Source organism: Streptomyces virginiae, from assembly GCF_041432505.1.
GTDB lineage: Bacteria > Actinomycetota > Actinomycetes > Streptomycetales > Streptomycetaceae > Streptomyces > Streptomyces virginiae_A.
The window spans coordinates 12,153-33,046 of record NZ_CP107873.1 but is presented as its reverse complement, the minus strand read 5'-3'; the positions used below and the strand labels follow the sequence as shown (position 1 = coordinate 33,046).

At 68.1% G+C, this 20,894-nt stretch carries 9 protein-coding genes and 2 pseudogenes; 4 read left to right on the top strand and 7 right to left on the bottom strand.

Annotated elements, in window-relative coordinates; genetic code table 11:
• Positions 1-1,014 precede the first annotated feature (1,014 nt).
• Entirely contained in the window at positions 1,015-11,439 is a 10,425-nt protein-coding gene (locus OG624_RS42270; protein WP_371640962.1) for a LamG-like jellyroll fold domain-containing protein, read from the top strand.
• 837 nt (positions 11,440-12,276) lie between these two features.
• Here the strand turns inward: OG624_RS42270 and OG624_RS42265 are convergent.
• Together OG624_RS42265 and OG624_RS42260 are read right to left on the bottom strand one after the other, a co-directional pair.
• On the bottom strand, positions 12,277-12,459 hold the full coding sequence (locus OG624_RS42265; RefSeq protein ID WP_371640961.1) for a hypothetical protein: 183 nt from the start codon (positions 12,457-12,459) through the stop codon (positions 12,277-12,279).
• Between the two features lie 73 nt (positions 12,460-12,532).
• Complete coding sequence (locus OG624_RS42260) at positions 12,533-13,423, bottom strand: ISAs1 family transposase (RefSeq protein WP_331719584.1); 891 nt, start codon at positions 13,421-13,423, stop codon at positions 12,533-12,535.
• Between the two features lie 159 nt (positions 13,424-13,582).
• Here OG624_RS42260 and OG624_RS42255 point away from each other — a divergent pair, with 159 nt between their 5' ends.
• Together OG624_RS42255 and OG624_RS42250 are read left to right on the top strand one after the other, a co-directional pair.
• On the top strand, positions 13,583-13,921 hold the full coding sequence (locus OG624_RS42255; RefSeq protein WP_331719583.1) for a hypothetical protein: 339 nt from the start codon (positions 13,583-13,585) through the stop codon (positions 13,919-13,921).
• Between the two features lie 7 nt (positions 13,922-13,928).
• A pseudogene (locus OG624_RS42250) lies at positions 13,929-14,432 on the top strand (transposase family protein); the annotation flags it as partial.
• Between the two features lie 863 nt (positions 14,433-15,295).
• Here the strand turns inward: OG624_RS42250 and OG624_RS42245 are convergent.
• Positions 15,296-16,363, bottom strand: coding sequence for a tyrosine-type recombinase/integrase (locus OG624_RS42245; RefSeq protein ID WP_331719753.1), 1,068 nt, complete (start codon positions 16,361-16,363; stop codon positions 15,296-15,298).
• A 77-nt stretch (positions 16,364-16,440) separates the two neighbouring features.
• Here OG624_RS42245 and OG624_RS42240 point away from each other — a divergent pair.
• Positions 16,441-16,779: pseudogene (locus OG624_RS42240) on the top strand (transposase); the annotation flags it as partial.
• A 195-nt stretch (positions 16,780-16,974) separates the two neighbouring features.
• On the opposite strand, the gene OG624_RS42235 reads toward OG624_RS42240, so the two are convergent.
• The 4 genes from OG624_RS42235 to OG624_RS42220 all read right to left on the bottom strand — a co-directional run bounded on the left by OG624_RS42235 (position 16,975) and on the right by OG624_RS42220 (position 20,585).
• Entirely contained in the window at positions 16,975-17,808 is an 834-nt protein-coding gene (locus OG624_RS42235) for an IclR family transcriptional regulator domain-containing protein (protein ID WP_331719582.1), read from the bottom strand.
• 93 nt (positions 17,809-17,901) lie between these two features.
• On the bottom strand, positions 17,902-18,342 hold the full coding sequence (locus tag OG624_RS42230) for a GNAT family N-acetyltransferase (protein ID WP_331719581.1): 441 nt from the start codon (positions 18,340-18,342) through the stop codon (positions 17,902-17,904).
• A gap of 74 nt (positions 18,343-18,416) precedes the next feature.
• On the bottom strand, positions 18,417-19,949 hold the full coding sequence (locus OG624_RS42225; RefSeq protein WP_331719580.1) for an ISKra4 family transposase: 1,533 nt from the start codon (positions 19,947-19,949) through the stop codon (positions 18,417-18,419).
• Positions 19,950-20,018: 69 nt separating this feature from the next.
• Positions 20,019-20,585 (bottom strand): hypothetical protein, encoded by a 567-nt coding sequence (locus tag OG624_RS42220; RefSeq protein ID WP_371638817.1) that lies wholly within the window; start codon positions 20,583-20,585, stop codon positions 20,019-20,021.
• Between the last annotated feature and the right edge of the window lie 309 nt (positions 20,586-20,894).

Below are 20,894 nucleotides of genomic sequence, written 5' to 3'. Positions count from 1 at the left end.
TCGGCTCCGAGTCGTACGGGCTCACCCTCTCAGCCTCTGATCACTGAGGCATGGGGAACTCCGGCACTGGCGGCCAAGCCCCCTCGGTCAGCAGCTCCAGCGGCACGAACGTCACGCGGGTTGGCGTGGGGTGTCTCCCACGGTCGAAGTCGTCGCCGCCGATTTCACCGATCCCCCCAGCGGGCTCCTTCCCGCGGCCCTGTTCCGGGGGTTCGCGGTTAGGTTCGGCCGGAAGGCTGCTCCCCGCTGTTTCCGGGCTGCCTCGGGCTGCTCCTGGTACCGCCGTCACCGAACGGCTGGCGGGAGCGCATCGGCGGGGGATGGAGCTCTGTGTGTCCGTGGCCGGCCACCGGAGTTCGCGCATCCGTCCGGACGCCGACCGTGCTGCGCTTGTTCGACGAGTAGCCGGGGCCATCGCGGCCAGGAGCTCCCAGGCCCGGTCACCCAGCAGGCCCTGGAGCACGGCGCCGGACCCGGCCGGCTCCCGCCCGTCGCGCTGCACGGCGCGCGGACGGAGGCGGGCGGAGTACGGGTCTGGCTGTTGCCTTGCATCATGGCAGCCTCCCGGGTGGCCTGGTGCAGCGCAACCCGGGCGAGGCCGATGCCGGACAACTTCGCAACGTCGACGACGGGTGTGGGCCCGCGCCACGCCCCCCGAGGCCCTGGTGAGGGTGCGTCAAGTGCTACCCCCTTTGCGGTCGTACCGGTGGCGTCAAGCCGGGGTGAGGTGTTCTGAAGTCGAGGATTCAGCCGGGTTGGGACGGAGCATCCGGTTCCCGGATATGCCGTGATGTTTATCTCGTTGCGATGGTTCAAGATGCTTGACGGTGGGTCAGTTAATCGAGATTTTCTTCGATTTATTGGTGCCGAGGCCCTTGACTGCTTGGCTCGTGGAGCATCGGGCGGACTTGTTCGAGGTCTGTTCTGCGAATAGAACTGGCCCCCTCTTGATCGCTTGGGTGGGGGCTTTCCGTGCGCATCGCGCGTCCGTTCGTTGTTGTCATCGCTTTCGTCATGGCTGTTCTTGCCGGCACGGAGCAGGCCGCGCTGGCGGTCAACCAGTGGGTCATCGCCAAGAAGGTTCCGGGCGCTGGGGAGCGCCCGGAACAGGCCTGGGGCTCGGCGCGCGGGCGCGGGCATGACGCCTCGGGGGACGCCACGGACGCCGACGCCGAAGGAGGCCGCCGCGGGGCGCAGAAGGCTCCCGGTGAGCTGATGCCCGCTGCGGGAGCGGCTCCAGTCGAACTGGGTGGCGAGCCGCAGGCGAAGATTCCACAGATCAAGCCTGTCGAGGCGCCCAAGCAGGCCGCGCCGGCCGGGTTCGACCCCAAGCGCAGCGTCGAGCAGCTCGACAAGCGTGACCAGCGCTCTCGTACCTTCCGTAACGAGGACGGCACCTACACCACGCAGTATTACGACGAGCAGGTCAACTTCCTCTCCCCTGGGGGAGGCTGGAAGGCGATCGACACCTCCCTGGCGCGCCCCAAGGGCGCCTGGGCGATGAGCGCCTCCAGTTCCGGATGGGAGCCGCGGGCGACGGACGACCCGGTGTTCTTCGCCGAGCACGCGGACGGAAAGCCGCTTGTGCGTCTCGGAGTCGAGGGGAAGTACTCCCTCGGATACGCGATCGAGGGCGTCGCACACTCGCAGGGCCAGGTGGCGGGCAGCAAAATCACCTACCCGGATGCGCGTCCGTCATCGGATGTCGAACTCGTGGCGGGCGCCGACTCCATCAAGGAGACGCTCGTCCTCAAGGACAAGAGCGCCCCGACCCAGTGGCGGTTCCCGCTGGAGCTCTCCGGCCTGACAGCCAAGCTGGACGCCAACGGAAACGTCGTATACCTCGACGCGGAGGGCACTGAGCGCGGCTGGATGCCCACCGGCTGGATGGAGGACTCCAACATCGGTGAGCGCTCCAACGAGGGCGCGATCTCAGCCGGCGTGAAGTACAGCCTCGCCACCGAGGGCGGCCGCCAGGTCCTCGTGGTGACCCTGGACGCCCAGTGGCTGGCCGCCCCGGAACGTGTCTACCCGGTGAAGGTGGACCCGTCGGTCGACGTGACCGGCGTCCGTGCGAACTCCGGCACCTATGTTCAGTCGCCGTACAACGCGAACAACTCCAGCAGCGACCTCCTCAAGGTCGGCACCCCCGACGGCGGTGCCTCCAAGGCCGCGGCGTTCCTCCGCTTCGACAACGTCACCAGCAGCCTGAACAACGCGTGGGTCATCGCCGCCGACCTGAGCCTGTGGAACTCCTGGTCCTACTCCTGCAACGCCCGGCCGGTGACCATCCACGAGATCACCTCGAACTGGTCCGAGTCCTCGACCACGACCATGCCCGGGCCCGCCACGGGGCCCGCACTGGGCTCGAAGTCCTTCGCGCACGGCTGGCGGCCTGCGGGCGCCACCAGCTGGAACTGCGCCCCGGGCTGGGAGAGCATCTCCCTGGGCGAATCGGGGCGACAGCTCGTCGACGACTGGACCCACGGCCGCAGGGCGAACTACGGCCTGGCGGTGAAGGCCTCGACCTCGGACTCCTACAGCTGGAAGCAGTTCCACTCCGACAGCGCCGAGGCCAACGGAGGCTCCGGTAAGCCCAGCCTGAACGTGACGTGGACCAAGTACGGTGCCACCTACCAGCTCGGCGGCTTCGTCAGGCCCATGACCGCCACCTCCGAAGGCACCTTCAAGGTCACCGTCACCAACAAGGGACAGCAGACCTGGCCCGCCGGCGGCAACATCAAGCTCCGCTACGACCTCTACGACGCCAACAACAACCTGGTCGGTGGGGACTACTGGAGCAAGATCCGCTGGACCGCCATGCCGCACGACGTCCCGCCCGGCGCCTCGGTCACGCTGGACGCGACCATCGCTCCGCTCGCCCCGGCGACATACACGCTGGTGTGGACCATGGACGACTACGGAGCCAGCTCGTTCCAGGCGGCAGGAGTGCCGGGCGCAGCCGTCCGCTTCGAGGCAGTCAACATTCCGCCGCAGCTGACAGGTCTGGCACCGGCGAGCGGTGTTCTCAGCGACACCCTGACCCCGACCTTGTGGGCCGCCGCCACCGACAAGGACTACTACCCCAACAGCACCCTGACGTACATGTTCGAGGTGTGCGAGGTCGAAGGCGCCGACACCCGCAAGAACTGCCGCCAGTCGCCGTCCAGCTCCTCCCGGAGCTGGATGGTGCCCAGCGGCTGGCTGACCTGGTCCAAGAGGTACGCGTGGTACGCGTACGCCAATGACGGACAGGCCCAGTCCAACCAGCCCGGCGCCTCCGTCCTGACGACCCAGGTGCCGCAGCCCGTGATCACCTCGCACCTCGGGGGCGCCGACAGCGGCCGCAGTTTCGGCGAGCGCGCCGGCAACTACGCGACCGCCGCCACCGACGCCGCCGTGCCGGTCATCGGACCGGAACTCGCCGTCACCCGCACCTACAACTCGCAGGACCCCCGCCAGGGCAACGCCTTCGGCACGGGCTGGGCCACCCGCTGGGACATGCGCGCCAAGGCCGAAGCCGACGGGAACGTCCTCATCACGCTCGCCAACGGCAGCCAGGTCCGCTTCGGCCGCAACAACGACGGCACCTACAGCGCACCCTCCGGCTCGACGGGCATCCTGACCGCCGTACCGGGCGGCGGATGGACGCTGCGCGACGCGAGCGCCACTCTGTACACCTTCGACGCCACCGGTCTGCTGACCAAGACCACCGACGGCCACGGCCGCGAGCAGCTCCTCACCTACACCGGCGGGCTGCTGACGAAGGCAACGGACGCCCTGTCCAAGCGCGCGCTCACCTTCACCTGGAGCGGCGGCCGGATCAGCTCGGTCTCCACCGACGCCGTCGGCCCCGGCGCTCCGGCGCTCACCTGGACCTACACCTACAGCAACGGCCGCCTCACCAAGGTCTGCCCGCCCACCTCCACGACCGCCTGCTCCGTCTACGAGTACACCGGCGCCTCCCAGTACCGCAGCACCGTCCTCGACGCCAACCCTGTCTCCTACTGGCGCCTGAACGAGGCCGAAGGCTCGGCCGCCGCCAGCGAGGCGGTCTCGCGCACGGGCCTGAACGCCGGCCGCTACCGCAACGTCGCCCTCGGCACCCCTGGAGTCCTGACCGGGACCGACAACAAGGCGACCACGTTCAACGGCACCACCTCCTACGTCGAGCTCCCCGAAGCCACGCTCTCCTCCTCGAAGATCCTGACCGCCGAGCTGTGGTTCAAGACCACCAAGCCCGGCGTCCTCCTCGGTTTCCAGGACAAGCGGATCACCGACGGCAAGCCGTACATGTGGAACCCGGCCCTCGTCATCGATGCCTCCGGCAAGCTTCGTGGCGGCTTCGAGCTGGCCGGCGAATGGAAAGACCCGATGGCCTCGACGGCCGTGGTCACGGACGGGACATGGCACCATGCGGTCCTCACCAGCAGCGGAACCGGCGAGACCCTCTACCTCGACGGTCAGAGCGTCGGCTCGCGCACCGGGACCGTGGACCACAGCGCCAAGACGTTCACCTACCTGGGCGCCGGCTTCTCCAGCGTGGGCTGGGACGGCAACCCCGCCCAGGAGGTCCGCTACTTCAACGGCGTCATGGACGACGTCGCCGTCTACCACCGCGCCCTGGACGCGGGCACGGTCCGCGCCCACTACGACGCACGCACCGGCACGTCCAAGCTGACCAAGTCCAAACTGCCCTCAGGCCGGACCGCAGCACAGATCGTCTACGACAGCGACACCGAGCGGGCCACCCAGGTCACCGACGCCTCGGGCGGCACCTGGCAGATCTCCGCACCCCGCTACTCCGCGGGCTCCCAGGCCTACGCATCCGCCGTCCAGGGGACGAGCCCGGTCAACTACTGGCGCCTGGGCGACACCAGCGGAGCGGCCGCCGCCGACGAGATATCCAGCGGCGGAAACGGCTCGTACCACGACGGTGTCACCCTCGGCTCGGTCGGTGCCTTCCTCGACGGAGACGACGGCTCGATCACCCTTGACGGCACCAAGGGCGCCGTCGACGTCCCCGCCGAAACCATCGACGGCGCAACCACTCTCGCCGTCGAGATGTGGTTCCGCACCGACAAGCCCAATGGAGTCCTCGTCGGACTCCAGAACGCCGAACTCGGCGCCAGGCCCACCCAGTACAACCCCAGCCTCCTCATCGACGCCGACGGAAAACTCCGCGGAGAACTGTGGCGCGGCACCAAGGGCACCTCGATCACCAGCAGCCAACCGGTGACCGACAACCAATGGCACCACGTCGCACTCACCGGCGGCGCCGCAGGCCAGACCATGTACCTGGACGGCGCGAAGGTCGGCTTCCAAGCAGGCGCCGTCAAGCCCGAGACCGTCGTACAGGCCTACCTCGGCGCCGGCTACTCAACCTGGGGTTGGGACGGGCAAGCGGAAGGCACGCGCTACTTCTCCGGCCAGCTCGACGAGGCCGCGTTCTACAACAAGGAACTCGACGCCGCCACCGTCGCCGACCACTACAAGGCCCGCACCCGCCTCGTCACCGGAAGCGGCGACCAGTACCAGGGCGCCGTCATGGCGGACACCCCCACCAGCTACTGGCAGCTCGACGAGACCACCGGAACCCGCGTCACCAACAAGATCACCGCAACCGGCGGCAACGGCACCTACACCAAGGCAAAACTCGCCACCCCCGGCACCTTCGGAAGCGGCGACCGCACCGCGGCCGAATTCACCGGCGACGGCTACGCACAGTTTCCCGGGGCCGGGATCATCCCCGACACCGACCTCTCGGTCGAGCTCTGGTTCAAGACCAGCCGGCCTGGTGTTCTCCTCAGCAACCAGAGCCAGCCGCTCCCTCAGGCGTCGGTCAACTATGCACCCGTGCTCTACGTAGGCGCTGACAACAAGCTCCACGGTCAGTACCTCACCCCGGGCATCACGCCCACCAACACCTCACCGGGCACGGTGACGGACAACCAGTGGCACCACGCAGTCCTCACCGCCCAGGGGTCCACCCAGACGCTGTATCTCGACGGCACACAGGTCGCCCAGGCCACCAACGTTCCCGTCGACCACGAAACCAACAAGCACACCTATATCGGCGCCGGCTACACCATGGGCTGGCCCGCCTCCCCAGGTGACGGCATCACCTACTTCACCGGTCAGCTCGACGAGGTCGCCGTCTACCCCCGCCCCCTGACGGGCGAGCAGATCGCGAAGCACTACAACGCCCGCACCCTCGCCTCGGGTTCCTCCCTCTCGTCGACCGTCACGGTCACCAACCCCATGGGTGCCAAGACCACCAGCACCTATGACGCTGTCCGCGGCCAGCGCCGTACCGCATCGACCGACGCGGAGGGCGGCGTGACGACGTACGCCTACGACACGGGCGGCTTCCTCCACACCGTCACCGACCCGAACGGCCATGCGACCGTCACCGGCCACGACGAGCGCGGCAACACCGTCTCGACGACGAAATGCCGTGACGCGGATTCCTGCTGGACCTCGTTCGCCGAGTACCACTACAACGCCGCAGACCCCCTGGACCCCCGCAACGGCAAGCCGACAGCCGTACGGGACGCTCGCTCCACCGGCGCGTCCGACGACCGCTACAGGACAACCACTTCGTACACATCACTCGGTCTGACCGACGCCGTCACGCTCGCCGACGGCCGCGCCTCGAAGACCACCTACACCACAGGCAGTGAGCCCGCTGTCGGCGGCGGAAACACCCCCGCGGGGCTCGTCGCCACCCGCAAGACGCCGGGCGGAGCCACCGTCTCGTACGAGTACTACGCGAGCGGGGACACAGCACAGTCGACGGCTGCCTCCGGTCTCATCACCAAGTACACCTATGACGGCATCGGCCGGACGGCGACCGAGACCGAGATATCGACGACCCAGCCCGGGGGAGTTACGACCGGGTTCACGTACGACGCCATGTCCCGGATCACCTCCGAGACCGGGCCAGGCGTCAAGAACGAGATCACCGGTGTCACCCACACCGCCCGCACCTCACGCACCTACGACGACGACGGCAACCTCCTGACGGAGTCGGTCGAGGACACCACCGGCGGGGACCCGAAGCGAACCAACGCCTACCGCTACAACACGCGGGGCCTCAACGACAGCCGCATCGACGCGGCCGGCAACGAGGTCACGTACGGGCACGACGCGCTGGGGCGGATCAACCGCGAGACGGACCCCATGGGCAACGTCACCACATACGCCTACACCCTGCGCGGCCAGGTCGCCGAGACAGTCCTCAAGAACTGGACGGGCGATCCTTCCGGCCAGACACGTGACCTGGTCACGGCCTCCCACTCCTACGACCCCGCAGGCCGCCTGGCCTCCACGACCGATGCCATGGGCGCCACCACCGCGTTCACCTACTTCGACGACGGCCTCAAGGCCAAGGTCACAGCCAAGGACGTCACCCAGTCCGACGGCAGCAAGCACGACATCGTCCTGGAAGCCAACGAATACGACGGCGCGGGCCACCTCACCCAGCAGACCACCGGCGGCGGCCGCACGACGGTGACCAGCACCGTCGACGCCACCGGCCGCACCACACGCACCGCGATCGACCCCAACGGTCTCAACCGCGTGACGACCATGGCCTACGACGGCGACGACAGGGTCACCGAGTCGACGCAGTCCATCGACGACTCTGGCAAGAAGCTCACCATCACGACTGAGTACGACGCAGGCGGCAACCCCAAGAAGTCCACCGTCACCGACGGCGCCAGCACCCGCACCAGCTCGGCCACCTTCGACCAGCGCGGCCTCCCGCTCACCGAAGTCAGCCCGCGGGGCAACACCACCACCAACCGCTACGACACACTCGGACGGCTGGTCGAGCAGACCGCGCCGCAGGTCCAGGCCGAGGAGAACGGCGGAACGGCCAGCGCCGTCACACCCAAGGTTCTCACCGGCTACAACACCTTCGCCGAGGCCACCGAGACGCGTGACGCGCGCGGCATGGTGACCCGTACCGAGACCGACAAACTGGGCCGGCCCACCGCAGTCACGCTCCCCGACTACACCCCGCCGGGCGGCACGAAGATCACCGCAGTGGCACGCACCGCCTACGACCAGCTCGGCCGCCCCACGTCGCAGACCGACCCCCTTGGACGGGCCACACTCTTCGACTACGACCAGCTGGGCAACCTGATCCGCAAGACCGATCCCCCGCTCGGATCGGCGACGGGTCTCCAGGCCCCGGGAGCCACCACCTTCAACGGCACCAGCACGTCCCTCTCCGGCGGCGGCGTCAGCACCTACACCTGGACACCGACCGGCCTGCCCCTGTCCGCGACCGACCCCACCGGCGCCCGCACCGAAGCCACCCACGACCAACTCGGCCGCCAGCTCACCGCGACCACAGTCGAACGAAAGCCAACCCTCCAGAACCTGGTGTCCCGCTACACCTGGGACGACGCGGGCAACCAGACGTCATCCACCACACCTGCCGGCCGCAGAACAACAGCCACGCACAGCACCGCGGGCGAAGCCCTGACGGTGACCGATCCCCAGGGCGGCATCACCCGGGCTGTTTACGACCGCCTCGGCCGCACCATCGAAACCAAGGACGCAACCGCCCGCAAGACCACCACGACGTACGACGCCATGGGCATGCCCCTCACGATCACCGACTTCGGAACCGGGACCACCGCCCTGCGCACGGTCTCCTCCGAGTACGACGCCGACGGCAACATCACGGCCTCTACCTCTGCCACCGGGTCCCGCCGCACCTACACCTACGACGCGCTCGGCCGCAAGACCAAGCAGACCGAGCCCGTCAACGCCACCGAATCGATCACGACCACCTTCGGCTACGACGCGGCGGGCAACCAGACCCGCCTGACCGACGGCCGCGGCAAGGCCACCTACTACACGTTCACCCCATGGGGCCTGCCCGAATCAACGATCGAACCGCCCACCACCCAGCACTGGAACCCCGACGTCCGCACCTGGACCACCACCTACGACGCCGCAGGCCAGCCGGTCAGCCAACTCCTGCCCGGCAACGTCAAGCGCCAGCGCACCTACGACGCCCTCGGTCGCCTCACCAACGAAACCGGCAGCGGCACCGCAGCAGCCACCCGCCCCCGCACCCTCTCCTACGACCTCGCAGGCCGCATGACAGGCTCCGGCGGAGACGGCGTCCTGGCCGACAACACCTACACCTACAACGACCGCGGACAGCTCCTCACCACCAATGGCCCGTCGGGCAAGTCCGCGTACACCTATGACGCCGACGGCAGCATGACGTCCCGCAAGGACGCCTCCGGCACCACTGCGTTCACCTACGACATGGGCGGCCGACTCGACACTGTCACCGACCCGCTCACCGGCACCCAGATACAGACCGACTTCGACGCGGCCGGCCGCCCCACACTCCAGCAGTACGCACGCCCCGGAACCGGCGGTAGCTACACGCCCACCGCCAAGCGCGCCTACAACTACGACAGCCTGGGCCGCCTCACCAAGGACACCGTCACCCGCACCGCAGGCGGCGACGTCCAGGGCCAGGCCTACGACTACGATCTCGCCGACCAACTGGTGAGGAAGACCACCACCGGCACGACCGGTGCGGCCGACAACACCTACACGTACGACCTCGCCGGCCGCATGACCTCTTGGAGCGACGGCACCTCCACCACCCCCTTCGAATGGGACAAGGCCGGCAACCTCACCAAGCGGGGCAACACCACCGGCACCTACGACTCCCGCAACCGCCTGGAGACCTGGGGCACCGAAACCTACGCCTACAGCGCCCGCGGCACCGAGAAGACCATCACCGAAACCGCAGGCGGTGCCACCCGCACCATTCAGACCGACGCCTTCGAACGCACCATCACCAACGGCACCAGCACCTTCACCTACGACAGCCTCGACCGCGTCATGACGCACAACGGCACCGCCTTCACCTACGACGGCGGCTCCAACCACCTGGTCACCGACGGCACTACCACTTACACCCGTCAGCCTGACGGAACCGTCCTGTCCACCGGGGTCACCGGCCAGGCTGGGGCGGCCCGCCTCGCTGTCACCGACCAGCACACCGACCTCGTCGCCAGCCTGGCGCCCGACGGCACCGCCGTCGCCGGCTCCCGCACCTACGACCCCTTCGGGAAGACCACCGCCAGCCAGGGAACCAACCCCAACCTCGGCTACCAGTCCGGCTGGACCGACACTGCCAGCGGCGAGATCAACATGGCCGCCCGCTGGTACCAGCCCGGCATCGGCAGCTTCACCAGCCGCGACACCTGGCAACTCGACCCCAACCCTTCGGTCCAGGCCAACCGCTACACCTACGCCAACGCAAGCCCCCTCAACTTCATCGACCCCACCGGGCACGACACCATAACCAGGGAAAACACACGGAACCTGGCCCCAGGGCGCATTCAACCCCCAGCCGGGAGCTATTGGAATACAGCCTTCACAGCACTTTCGTGGGGAGTCAGGTTCAACCCCATCGGCATCTCCGTCCGCGTCGCCATGGAGGTTCTGGCCCCGACGCCGGCGTACGCTCCCGAATCGCACCGCGATAGTGGCTTCGGTATTTTCGGAGGGGGGAGTCGCTGCACCCACTGGTTGTGCGGCAACGGTTCAGGGCCCAGTGCGAGCTCCCGCGAGGAGATCGGAGAGGCCGCAAGCGGGTCAAGGGGTGGCGGTGGCAGACGCTGCTACACCAGATGTGGTCCCCCGCGGTCACACCCGCTGGCGCCCCCGTTTTCACCTCCGCCTCCGCCCCCGCCGCCGCAGAACCCCAACAACCCCGCCTCTGAACTTAAGATTCAGGCAAACCTGGCAGCGGTCCATGATCGCTGGACCATCGACGCTGGCTATCTGCAGCAGTTCACATCTGAGCAGATAATGGAGAAGCTTGGCGCGTTCGGATACACCCCGGAGGAGGCAGCACAGGCAGCAGCAGCCTTTGCGGACGACCCCAACTCGCCTGGAATCACTACCGAAGACGAGGATCCCTGCAGCCGAGACCGAACAGAGCGGTACCGGTACCAGCCTTTGGGGGACGAGGGAACCCCGAGCGGGGCAACTGCTCTTATATGCCCCACCGATCTCAAGGGGCCCAATTCTCGAGGCCCTAAGAAGGGGTCTTGGAATCCTCCAGGATACCTTGCGAAGAGAGATAGGGATAATGTCTGGATCTTCGATCGAAGTCACATAATTGGAGACCGATTCCATGGGGATTGGATCAAGGAGAACATATTCACTGGATTCAAGGAGATGAATGCCGGCGGTATGAAGAAGTGCGAGAACAGGATGGCGGAATCGCTAGAAAAGGGTAATGCGGTGCTGTATTCCGGTCGACTCGAATATGGTGACGGGCGAAAGAATCTACCTACGGCGATAGTTATGAATGCGTACACCGCCAAGGGAGTCCTATTTTCTGGGGTTCGCGTGAATAATAGGCCAGGGACGCAGGTGACTTGTTGACGCTTCGCGCGCTAGAGAGCGCTTTGTCTGGGTTGGTTCGAATCAAGTCCACGGATAGGGGGATCGATTGGATAGCGATTGCGTCCCGGCTGGGAACCCTTTTTCCCGACGACTATGTCGACCTAGCGAATTCATATCCCTCCTTCGTTATTGACGATTTCCTCTCCGTGCACATTCCTGACCGTGGCGACGAGGAGCGATGGGGTTCGGGTCGGCTCGATGTCCTCGCGCCACTGGATTCGCTCTGGATGTCTGGGATGTCTCAGGGGTACACTCCGTACCCCGAGCCGGGCGGCCTGATCATGTGGGGGGACTCCTGCGACGGCGATAGTTTCTACTGGCGCACCACAGGGGATAGCCCAAACTCTTGGACTATCGTGGTGGCCGGGGCTAACGATGATTGGTCCGAGTTTCAGGGATCGCTGACTGACTACCTGGCCGGGTTGATTACAGGGGATGTTGCACCATATGGGCTTCCACCCGATTTCCCGGGCCGAACGCCGGCGGTAGACATCTGAGAAGGTTGATGAAGGCGACGACCGTGTCGCAAAGGAGGACGTGCAGGCAGGCGCGACAGACCATGGGATCCTCCTTTCCGTGACGGCCCGGCTACGGCGTAGTCGGGCCTCCGGGTGTTCTGCAACGTGTCGCTGAGGGGGAGGGGATTTGCGGTATCCGTGGCTCGGTGAGTTGGGGTGTTGCAGGTTCATGTGCGAGCGGCTTTGCGGCGTCAGGTGCGGCTTGATCTGGGGTTGTTGCGTGTCGGTTGAGAACTGTGCAGGTCAGCTGGGTGTTCAGGGCTGATTCAAAGTCCAGATGATCATGTTGGGTTGCTGGTCAGGCCAGGTCGAGGAGGTCCAGTGGGCGTGTGAAGGGGGCGTAGGAGGTTTCCCGTAGGCCGGCGGCGATGCTGCGGTGGCCCGCGTCCCGCAGGGTGGTGATGGCGAAGTTCCGCAGCGTGGCCATGTTCTCCGGGCCGCGCCCGGCCCGGATCTTCGAAGCGTCCTCGGTGAACGTCACGTCCCTGACATGGTGCAGGGCCTCGATTTCCCATTGCGACCTGGCCAGGCGGCCGATGGCCTGTGGCGATGCCTCACGGGCCGTCATGTCGGTGATCGCGTAGACAGTCTGCCGGGTGACCGTGCCGGTCTTGATGTCGGTGCGGTGCCGCAGGATCTTCGCCGCCTGGACCGTGTGTGGGAAGTCCAGGCCCAGATCGGTGACCGTAAGCGTGCGGACCGAGTGTTTCGCGCCGGCCGTGCCCGGCCTCGCGGTCGTAGCGGCGGGAGGTCACTTCCTTCCACGGCAACGCACGCAGCGCGGCGGCCAGACCCGGCTGGTTTCCCTTGACGATCAGCAGGTAGTGCGCCTTCTTCGCCTCCACCAGCCACTTCGCGTGTTCGCGGTGCGTGTGCAGGGCGTCGGCGGTGACGACCACGCCGGTCAGGTCGAACGGTGCCAGCAGGCGTGTAAAGCCGGTGACCTCGGTGGTCTTGTCCGGTACCCGCAGCTGGCTGACGGTGCGTCCACCGGGTACGACGGCCGACAGCAGGTGGGCGGCCGGAGCGGTATCAGTGCGCGAGCCGCGCGCGGTCTTACCGTCCACCGCAACTGATGCGGCCCCCGCAGGGTCGCTTCCGAGCAGGTCGGCCAGGGCGCCGGGGCATACCAGGGTCAGCACGCGGCGGAGAGTGGAGGCGGAGGGGGCGCGACGCACTGCGAACGGCCCGCCCGGACGGATGCCGAGTCGTTCGAGGGCGTCCTGGGGAGCGTGGCGGGCCCACTGGCCGACGGCCAGGTAGGAGCGGGCGTCGGCCAGGACCGCGCTTGCCGCGGTGAGCAGAACGGAGACCAGGGTGTGGCGCCGTCCGCGTCGATCACGGGGGTCGGTCAGATGACAGAGCCGCTCAGCCGGTGCGGGGACGGCGCGGTGTTGACGGGACGGCGTCTTGGTCAGACAGACGGTGGCAGACTGACGACACATCGAGGCTCCGGTTGTACAGGGCGACTTGGGAAGGTCACCCCTTCAACCGGAGCCTCTTTGCCTGCGTAAGGGCTGTCCCGTAAAGGCTGGTTGAGTCACGTAGCCGAGGCTCCGGATATCGACGGGACTCCGGACGGGCAGCTCTGGCAGCCTGCGGACATGTCAGAGTTGCGAGAACACGCGGGCCGTCGCTACGCCATCCAGTCCCTCTACGCCGGGCCCGACGACGCCTGGACCATAGAGCTGAGCGAGGCCGTACCCGCGCCGGCCGCGTGGGCCGAGATCCCGAACACCATGAGTCACCGACCCGGGGTGGCCTTCCTCGCGGCGTTCGTCCCCGACGAGGATCCGACACTGGAGCCGACCGTCCACATCCACAGCCATGACGAGCACGTCATCCCCTACGAGATCATGCGCTGGTTCATGGAGCAGGTCACCGAGCAGGTAGAACGCTGCCGGGCTGCCTACGCGCAGCAGAAGCTTGAAGCAGTGGAATGATCTTGACATGGCTGGTGTGATCACGGCGTCAGAGCCTTCCTGGATAGCCCCGTTCACCGGGCTGCGCGTGCGGGACTTCCGAAAGCTGGTGACGGCCATGCGCCGCGAGGGCGCCGACACGGTGCGGCCAGGCCGGCCGTGGAGACTGCCGCTGGAGGACCGGGTGCTTCTGGTCGCCGCCTACTGGCGAACCAACCTGACGCTACGGCAGCTCGCCCCGCTGTTCGGTGTGTCCAAGTCGGCGGCCGACCGGATCATCGACCACATCGGCCCGCTGCTCGCGCTCAGGCCCCGCCGTCGGTTCCGCAAGGACGCTGTGCTGATCGTGGACGGCACTCTGGTCCCCACCCGCGACCACACCATCGCCGCGCAGTCCAAGAACTACAGGTACTCCACCAACCACCAGGTCGTCATCGATGCCCACACCCGCCTGGTCGTCGCGGTCGGCAAACCCGTCCCGGGCAACCGCAACGACTGCAAAGCATGGGCCGAGTCGGGCGCCGCAGCCGCCTGGCGTCAGCGTCGAGGTCGCGTGCCAGCGCTCAACCCAGTTGGCCCAGTAGCCCGTTGCACCCTCGATCGCCGAGGGCCCGGGGCCGTGCCGGGGCCGCGGCGGCGGATCGGCGTGGCCGAGAGCAGCAACGGCGCGGTGGATCCCGTGGAGGTCGCTGGCCCACTCGCTCTCCTGCATGGCCGCCGACGCGCGGACCGCGTCCAGGGCCGGAGTGGACAGAGCCTCCAGCCGGGGACTGCGGTTCAGCAGCAGGATCTGGCAGACCGCCGAGGTGAGCCGGCTGGGACGGCGCTGGTAGCCCCAGTCGCCGAGGACCGCAAGAACCTTCCCGACCGCGGCGTCGACCGCGCTCTCGCCGAAGACCCGGTGGGCGAGAGTGGGCCGCTGGAAGCGTCCGACCTGCTCGAACGCGGTAAAGCCGCCGAGGAGGTAGGCGTAGGCGATCACGAACGGGCGGGCGTTCGGGCCGATCTGACCGCCCCACCGACGTCGGAACTCGGCCCCGGACCGGTCGATCAGGTCGGCCCAGTCCTGGTCGGACCAGCCCCAGTAGCTGCGGCCGAGTTCACCACAGCGGACCAGGACAAGGCCGGCCGCGTCGCGGGCGAACCGTCGTTGGTGGCCGGTGCCTGGAGCCCAGCGGAGGCAGTCCCGGGCGTGGGCCAGCGGCTCGACCAACCGCCTCGGGGCTGCCGCGGGCGTCAGTCCCAGGCGTCTGACCTGCTCGATCCCCAGGGCACCGAGCGCCTTCGACTCGGCATGGGTCAGCAGGGCTCGCCGGTCGTAGCGGGCGAGGTCAAGCGGCCATATCCAGTCCGCTGCATCCGCGCTGCCCGCGGACAACGCCGGGGTCGTCGTCGTCAACGGTTCACCCCGCCCGGATGGCCGGCGCGGGTGAGCATGTCGATGCGCCAGGAGTGGATCTGCTGCATGCCACGGTTCAGCTTCTCCGCGAGGTCCCGTCCGGACAGGTGGATGTAGGGCATGGTCGACTCGGCGTGGCGGTGTCCGGCGAAGGTCGCGATGGCATGCAGTTCCCAGCCCATCCTGGCCAGGTCGGTCAGGCAGAGGTGGCGGGTTGTGTGGGTCGAGAAGCGCGGCAGATCGGCGGCCAGGGCGACGCGGCGGACCACCTTCGACCAGGTCCACAGGCTCAGCGGCTGACCGTGGTTGCGGCGCGACTCCGACAGGAACAGCGGGCCGCGGGCCCGACTGATCGTCGCCCTGTGCGCGAGGTAGCCGGACAGCAGCACGCCCGTCGGCGCGGAGTACGGGACCACGCGCTCGCGGCGGGTCTTCGTCGTCTCCGCCCTGATCCGAAGCGTTCGGTGGGCTGGATCGACGTCGTCGGTCCGCAGGGAGCACAGTTCCTCGCGTCGCAGAGCGGCGTCGTAGGCCAGGGCGAGCATCACCCGGTTCCGTGCCGACTCCTCCCGTACGACGTCCAGCAGGTCGAGCCACTGTTGTTCGCTGGGGATCCACGGCAGCTTCACCAGGCGCGGCACCAGGCCGCGTTCGTGGCTGCCGAACTTCCGGCCTGGCGTGTAGCGGCCTCGGCCGACCGGGTTCGACTCCCGCAGCCCTTCCTCGATCAGGTAGTCGTAGAACAGGCGGACCGGCACCAACCGCTGCTGCAAGGTCGCGTTCGCCAGACCCACCCCGGAGTCCAGCGCGACCACGTTCGCTCCACGGCGGCTCGGCCGCGTGGACAGGTCCTTCACGAACGCGGCCACGTGCAGCCGGCCCGCCGTGATCGGATCGACGTCCTCCCGCTCGCAGATCAGCAGGTACTCGGCCAGACCTCGCGCGTAGGCGTCGATCGTCCGCGGAGCCCGCCCGAGGTCCGTCCACACCCGCAGCCACTCGGCCGCCCGCTCATGGCGGCTCAGGACCGGCCATTTCTCCTCCAACACCACCGCGCTGCCCAACACGCCTCCTCAGCCCATGGGGACGCCGCAGGATACGAGACGCATCCTGCGGCACGTGATTCCACGTAACTGATAGGCGCACGGTCTGGGGCTTCATGGCCCGCTGGGCCGCGGCCGGTGTGACCGGCCAGATCCGCGACCACCTCGCCGGACGGATCCGCCGCGACATGGGCAAAGGCCCCAGGGCAGTCGCCACCGTGATTGACTCACAGTCCGTCAAGGCCGCCGAGACGGTCGGCAAGGACTCCCGCGGCTACGACGCGGGAAAGAAGATCAACGGCCGAAAGCGCCACATGGTCGTCGACACCCGCGGGCTTCCCTTGTTCGTGATGGTCACCCCCGCCGACCTCCACGACAGCCATGCGGCCAAGGAAGTCCTCTTCCGCCTGCGCGCAGCCGAGGGTAGATACGCTGGCCTGGCACGCCTTCTCTGGCGGCCAGGCTCGCGTTGGTCGAGCACCACACCGGGCGGTGCCCGCGTCGTGCCCCTGTTGCTTGTCTCCGTTCCCAGCATGGGGGACCTCCTGGTGGTTGCATCGGGGACCGTCTGCCTCTTCCCGGTCGCTGCTCGCATCGCGAGCCCGAGGTCGAGGCCTGTGGCAGGGGGTGGGTCAGATGGCGGCGGCGAAGGTGTCGGCGATCGGGGTGAGGGGGACGCCGTGGTCGTTGAGGTCGTCGACCACATCGGACCAGTCCAGGGCTGGCGTGCCGGCGGCAGGTGGCTGGGGCGGGCGGGTGGGGTGTGCGGGTTCGGGCCGGTTTGGTGCAGGTCCGGTCCGCACGGTGATGGCCGCCGCTCGTGTGAGGAGCAGTCCGTCGGTGGGCGGGACGACCGCGATCTCCCCATGCCGTGCCGGGGCGGGTTCGACGGGCGGGTTGCCGCTGAGGAGGAGGCTGAGTAGCACGGTGGCGGACTGGTCGGTGAGGGTCTGGGCGGCTTCCTTGAGGCGGTGGCGCTGTGAGGCGGGCAGGGACAAGGCGAGGGCTTCGGCCTGACCGAAGCTGAGGGGCACCGCCACGCACACCTCGCGCGGGGAGTACTCCTGCCAGTCGAACTGCACCGAGCGGGGACCGTTGTGATCGATGCTGCGGAACAGGCGGGCGGGGTCGGTGATGGTCCGCGGGGTCAGGCGTACGGGGTGGCGCCGGGAGAGGTGATCCATACGAGCCTCGAACGGCAGCTGCTGCAACAGGCTCTTGCCGACCGCACTGGCATGCCCCGCGAACCGGAAGTCGACGCACTCGTAGACGCGAGGAGCCTGAGGGCCGTCGGACAGCCGCGAGATGTGGACCTCGCCGTCGGTGTAGCTGCTGACGTAGACCGCAGCACCCACCGCGTCCCGCAGCGTGGCCAGCGTCCGCTGCAACGCGCTCTCGGCCGCACCACCCGACGGCTGCGCCAGCGCCAGCAGATCCGGGCCCGGCGCATACCCGCCATCCAGCACATGACCGCGTGGCGGGAGCGGAACGCGGATGGGTGTGGCTCTTCTGAAGGGAAGGTGCGGATGGGTGGTGAACCCGCATCGGGTCTGTTCCAGTCAGGAGAGCCGCAAGTCGATCCAGGGGATCGTGTCTCCAGGTAGCAGGTATCGCTCGGTCTCGACGAAGCCGTGCTTCAGCGCAAACCGGAGTCCGTCCTCATTGGAGGACAGAACGACGGTCTCGATCACCTCGGCCCCCAGTTCCCGTGCCCGGTTGACCCCGCGCGCATAGAGTTCCCCGCCGAACCCCTGCCTGCGGTGAGGGGCGAGCACTCGGGCGATGACTGTGGCCGTCCGTGTTTCGTCCGTCGGCGGGCGGACCGTGCTGCAGCCCACGAGATCGTCACCGAGATACGCGATCTCCAGGTGGTGGCGCTGGGCACGTTCCCGTACTTCGTCCAGGCACAGGGAATGGGTAGGAATGATCACGTTGTGGGCGTACTGCCAGTCTTTGAGCATGGCGTCGCCGTCCGGCCGCTGGATACGAAGATCAGACATCTCAGCAGGAGACCCGAGGACACCTTGGACGTCAACTCTGCTGGGTATTTCTATGTCTTCGGACAAGTCCCGAATCAAGCCATGAGGTCGTATTCCTGCTGGTCGGTCGCGGGGTAGAGGCGCTCGTGCTCGCGGGCTGCGTGGTAGCGCCAGTAGGAGTCGAGGTCGCCGTTGGCGACGACCGCGCGGAGCCGTAGGACGGCTTCGGCTCCGTCCAGGCCCCAGCGGGCGCCGGTGATGTCGAGGCGATCAGCGATCAGATGACGGCAGGCGCCCTCGACCGCCCCTGTGGCGATCGGCCACCCGCTGTTGAGCGCGGTGTCGTAGCGGAGCTGGTCGAGGTGGCCGGTCAGGTAGCGGTGGCAGGCGTCGACGGCCTCGCGTCGGGCGGCCGACAGGTGTTCCCGGTCGGCTTGGGCGGTCATCTGGTCGGCGGTGCGGGAGGCATGGCCAGCGAGGATCGCGGTCAGATGGTCGGCCGCCCAGCCTTCGGCCTCGGTGGTGCCGGGCTTGTTGAAGGCGTGGGCGGCGGCCCAGACGTACTCGGCGACGTGCACGAAGTCCAGCAGCACGTGCAGCGTGACACCGCGCCGGCCAGCCTCGGCGGTGACCAGGTCAAGCTGATGACGGGCGCCGTCGACGAGGACGATCCACGGCCGCAGATGCTTCGGGTCGCGGGCCTGGGCTTGGTCGAATGCGTCGGCGATGACCTGCGCGGGCGGGCGGACCAGCGAGGCTGTGCACCATTTGTTCTCGGCCTTCGGCCCCGGGCGAGCGGGGCGTTCGCCCCTTCGGCCGCCGGGCGGGTGGATCACGTCGTGGGGGCGCCTGGGGGCCGGGCGGGTGTCGAAGACACAGGCCACGGTCGCCATCCGCTTCCGGTTCGGCTTCTCGCCTGGCGCGAGCCGGCCGCGATGACCGCTGGCGGCTTTCGCGGCGGCCCGGCGGGTGGCCTCTCGCAGGGCCTCGGGCCGCATGACCACGCCCTTGCCGTCCACCTGGACCACCAGCGGCATCTGCCGGCTGCATGGGAACGGGATCCGGGCCTGGTAGAAGCTGTCGGCGTCGACCGCGGCCGCGACCACCAGTTCTTCGAGTCGGCGTTTGCCCAGCACCTTCCCGCAGCGACGCTCGACCGCCTGCTGGGCTTGGTCGAACGAGCCGCGCACGGCTTCGGTGACCGCGAGCCGGCGCAGGCCCATAGAGTGCCGGCCCGCAGGAAGTGACAGCGCGGCGTCGGCGGGGTGCACGTTGCCGACGCCCGGGCCCCGATGAGCAACCCGGCCAACGCGGACCAGCCCGAACACAGTGGCCAGCCAGCGGGAGTGTCCCGTCTCCCGCCAGGGCCTGCCTCGTCCCTCCGGCCCCACCACGAGAGGCCTGCTGCCGGCGCGGACCGGCTGTTCTTCGCGCATCGCACGCAGGTCCAAATGGTCCTGCAGCAGCTGCCGTAACAGCTCCCGCCCGGCGGCGTCGAGGTGTTCTTCCAGCTCGGCGTGGGTCCACGCGCCCGCATCCGTGCCCGACAGGGTGCGCATCAGCGTCTCGAAGGCACTGACCGAGCGGGCAAAGAGGTCAGCGGTGGCATGAGTGTCGTACGGTTTCATCTCCGGGGCTCTTCCTGTCCTGCATCCGATTGGGTCGCACCTTCGAATGTAGGGGGAAGAGCCCTGTTATCAGCTGGAGTTAGGCGAAGCATCCGATCGGCGGCGGGCCGGGGTGAACATGCCGGGGGTGTCCTCGTCCAGCCAGCCCCGTTCCACCAGCCGCTTCAGCTTTGACCGGGTTCCCTCGATCTTCCCGGTCTCGGCCGGCAGTCCGATCCTTGGCACGATCTGCTTGGCGCGGACCGGCCCCGGCGCGTCCGCCACCACCTCCACGATGTCGCGGTACACCGACGGCAGCACATCCGGCATCATCCCGGGCTGCCAGTTCGGCACGGTCAGCACCCCGATTACCTGCCTCTCGGCCCCCGCATACGCCGACACCGCCCGCTCACCCGCAGGCGACTGTCCGGCACCGGCCGCCGCCACGGACACTTGCGGATCCATCTCCGCGAGCACTTCGGCGACCGTCGCCCGCGTGATCCGCAGACGCTCCAGCCCCTCCCGGGCCACCTCCAGCCTCCCGGACAGCTCAGCGAGCTCGGCTTCGAGCTCTTCCACCCGAACCCGGGCGGCCGCCTCGCGGGCTTCCAACTCCTCGAACAGCGAGCCCATCCGCTCCCCCTCCTCCACCACCACGGTAGAGACGAGAAGCCCCGAACACAGCCCGATCAGCGTTCTCCCAGCTCAGCACTTCCCTTCAAAGGAACTGCACCCAACGCGGATCCGGCTGGCCCGGCGCTCGACCTTGACGTCGCCCAGCAGGGGCAGTTCGCCGATGCGGCCCCCGACTGCCACGGACCGGCCGAGGAACCCGGCCCCGAGGAGGACAGCTCGTGGGGGTTGGCACCGCCGCCGAGCGCGGAGTACCTGGCGTGGCGTGAGCAGCAGGCACAGGCCCGTCTTGCCCCGCTCGGCCGGTAGAACCACCCACTCGCCCAGTGCCCC

Bases quoted from the DNA above. Each gene is read 5' to 3' on its own strand.
- OG624_RS42270 (WP_371640962.1), top strand. From the start codon at position 1,015: ATGGCTGTTCTTGCCGGCACGGAGCAGGCCGCGCTGGCGGTCAACCAG.
- OG624_RS42230 (WP_331719581.1), bottom strand. From the start codon at position 18,342: ATGTCTGATCTTCGTATCCAGCGGCCGGACGGCGACGCCATGCTCAAA.
- OG624_RS42225 (WP_331719580.1), bottom strand. From the start codon at position 19,949: ATGAAACCGTACGACACTCATGCCACCGCTGACCTCTTTGCCCGCTCG.
- OG624_RS42255 (WP_331719583.1), top strand. From the start codon at position 13,583: ATGTCAGAGTTGCGAGAACACGCGGGCCGTCGCTACGCCATCCAGTCC.
- OG624_RS42260 (WP_331719584.1), bottom strand. From the start codon at position 13,423: ATGTGTCGTCAGTCTGCCACCGTCTGTCTGACCAAGACGCCGTCCCGT.